The sequence below is a fragment of the Aeromonas sp. PrichA-15 genome (assembly GCF_017939245.1).
In the GTDB taxonomy this organism is placed as follows: domain Bacteria; phylum Pseudomonadota; class Gammaproteobacteria; order Enterobacterales; family Aeromonadaceae; genus Aeromonas; species Aeromonas caviae.
This window is the reverse complement of the sequence record NZ_JAGKRH010000185.1, coordinates 1-2,063: the sequence shown is the minus strand read 5'-3', so window position 1 is coordinate 2,063 and position 2,063 is coordinate 1. Positions and strand designations below refer to the sequence as shown.

At 57.2% G+C, this 2,063-nt stretch carries 3 protein-coding genes and 1 pseudogene; 2 read left to right on the top strand and 2 right to left on the bottom strand.

Annotation, left to right across the window (positions count from 1 at the left end; all coding sequences use genetic code 11):
* Positions 1 to 178 precede the first annotated feature (178 nt).
* Positions 179 to 583 (top strand): IS200/IS605 family transposase, encoded by a 405-nt coding sequence (gene tnpA, locus J9889_RS18495; protein WP_210557652.1) that lies wholly within the window; start codon positions 179 to 181, stop codon positions 581 to 583.
* A 162-nt stretch (positions 584 to 745) separates the two neighbouring features.
* Here tnpA and J9889_RS18490 read toward each other — a convergent pair whose 3' ends face one another.
* Positions 746 to 1,336, bottom strand: a complete 591-nt coding sequence (locus J9889_RS18490; protein WP_052815418.1) for a tetratricopeptide repeat protein — start codon at positions 1,334 to 1,336, stop codon at positions 746 to 748.
* Positions 1,337 to 1,510: 174 nt separating this feature from the next.
* On the opposite strand from J9889_RS18490, the pseudogene J9889_RS18485 reads away from it, so the two are divergent.
* Positions 1,511 to 1,732, top strand: a pseudogene (locus J9889_RS18485) (radical SAM protein); the annotation flags it as partial.
* 52 nt (positions 1,733 to 1,784) lie between these two features.
* Here the strand turns inward: J9889_RS18485 and J9889_RS18480 are convergent.
* A partial coding sequence (locus tag J9889_RS18480; protein WP_210557651.1) for a zinc ribbon domain-containing protein occupies positions 1,785 to 2,063 on the bottom strand: 279 nt, incomplete at its 5' end.

Here is a 2,063-nt window from a genome sequence, read left to right as displayed (position 1 = left end):
GTTTGGTTTCTGCCAGCCCGTGATTCCAGACATAACGAGCACAACCGCCCAACTGGCGCAGGCGTTGCGCTTGTTGTTCGGTCGGTTCGAGTCGGAATTTGTAGGCTTTCAGAATTTGCATTTAGCGCTCAGTGTGTAGCATTATCACCATATCTATGGTGCCCGATTGAGTGAAAGAATGCAATTCACTAAAATTAATAAATCACGCCATGCAGCCTACATTTTGCACGTACATTTGGTGTTTATCACCAAGTATCGAAAGCCGACATTGGGGGAGCTGCATCACGCTTCATTCGGTCAGTGTGCGGTAGAGATTTGCAGAGATTTTGGCGCGGAACTGAAAGAGTGTGACGGAGAGGCTGATCATGTTCACATGCTGATAGAGTACGGCCCAACAGTGCAGCTATCGGTGCTGGTGAACTCGTTAAAGGCGGTCACATCAAGGCGACTGCGTAATGAATTTCTGGACTTGAGGGGTGCTTACAGCAAACCCGTACTCTGGTCATGCTCTTACTTTGTGGGCTCTTGCGGCGGTGCGCCGTTAGAGGTGATCAAGCAATACATTCAAAACCAGCGGGGCTGACGCCCCGGCGAAATTCCCCTCCCACCTACGTCGGAGGGAGTCCCCTTTCGCATTTAAGATGGCAGCAAGCGGGAGGTATGCAGCATCGTCCACAGTGCCGAGCGCAGTACCCTCTATGTCACCGACGTGACGCCCGGCAAAGTCACCGCCAGCCGTTGATCCCTAACCGGCGTTCAGAAAAGAGTGGCCATTGAAATCGAAGGCGCTGCGCCCCTCCTCGGCCAGCGCCATCTCCTGCAACACCTGGAGTGCCATCTTGTTGCCCTTTTGCGAGGCCTGATAGAGCCACTGCTTCGCCTCGGCCAGTTCAACCCGCCCGTTGACCCCCATCAGTTGCAGGATGCCCACCTTCAGCATGGCGGGCACATCACCGTTCCTGGCTGCCAGCTCCATCCAGCGAAACGCCTCGTGCAGATCCCGCTTCACCCCGGCCCCGCGCAGATAGACCTCTCCCAGCCGATACTGGCCGAAAGCGTCCCCCGCCTGCGCAGCCTGACGATAGAGTCGGATGGCGCGATCCATATCCTGCTCGCTCCCCTGCCCCACTTCATGGCTCCAACCCATCAGCGCCTGTGCCCGTGGCTGGCCCTGCTCCGCCAGCGGCGTCCAGATCCGGGTCGCCTCATCAAAGTGCCCTGTCCGCCAGGCGCGGTTGGCCGCCGCCAGCTCCTGCTCAGTGGAGAGCGGGATCAGACGCCAGATGACCAGCGCAATGAGGGCGATGAAGAGCCAGCGGGCGATAGTAGGTTGCATGACATTTTCCGTGATCTGGTTCGCATTTCGTCTATGTAAACGAAATGTAGCAACAGATCAAGCAGGAGATCACCTGGGTTCACCCTCTTTCATGGGGTCGCTCTTTGCGAACTTGCAGTTTGACGGGCGACACAGCAAAATAACTGTATATATAAACAGTGCATTGGTGATGTGATGGCAGGACGAGGCGCGAACCACAATGTCGAGCACCGCTTCAGCGGCCCGCAAATAGAAACCGTTGACGACGGCTGGAGTCAGAGCGACTGGGACGCGGCATTTGCCGCCAGCGCTCCCCGCACCGAGGTGACGGAGATCAGCGCCCGCAGCATCATCAGCTACAACGATTCGCCGGATCTTCCCTTCAGTCGCTCCATCAATCCCTATCAGGGGTGCGAGCTTGACATCCTCCCCCACCTTAGCGCTTCGCGTCACAGGAGGGGGATTCCCATTACTGGGTGATAGCTGCTCGCGCAGTACCGGGTTCCTGCTTCATCGGGCGGCCTGATTGCACCACGCCTCCACAGGCTAAAACGGCGTGTCCCGCCGCTAAAATATTGCGAGCGCCGTTCACATCGGCGTTTGCCTCATAACCACACGCAGCGCATTTAAACTGGCTTTGCGTCTGGCGGTTATCCTTCGCAGTATGCCCACAACAGGCGCACTGCTGGCTCGTGTAGGCCGGGTTTATCGCCAACACCTGACCGCCTCGCCATGCCTGCTTATATTC

Excerpts from the sequence above, each read along its gene's own strand:
- tnpA (WP_210557652.1), top strand. The coding sequence starts at position 179 with ATGCAATTCACTAAAATTAATAAATCACGCCATGCAGCCTACATTTTG.
- J9889_RS18490 (WP_052815418.1), bottom strand. The coding sequence starts at position 1,336 with ATGCAACCTACTATCGCCCGCTGGCTCTTCATCGCCCTCATTGCGCTG.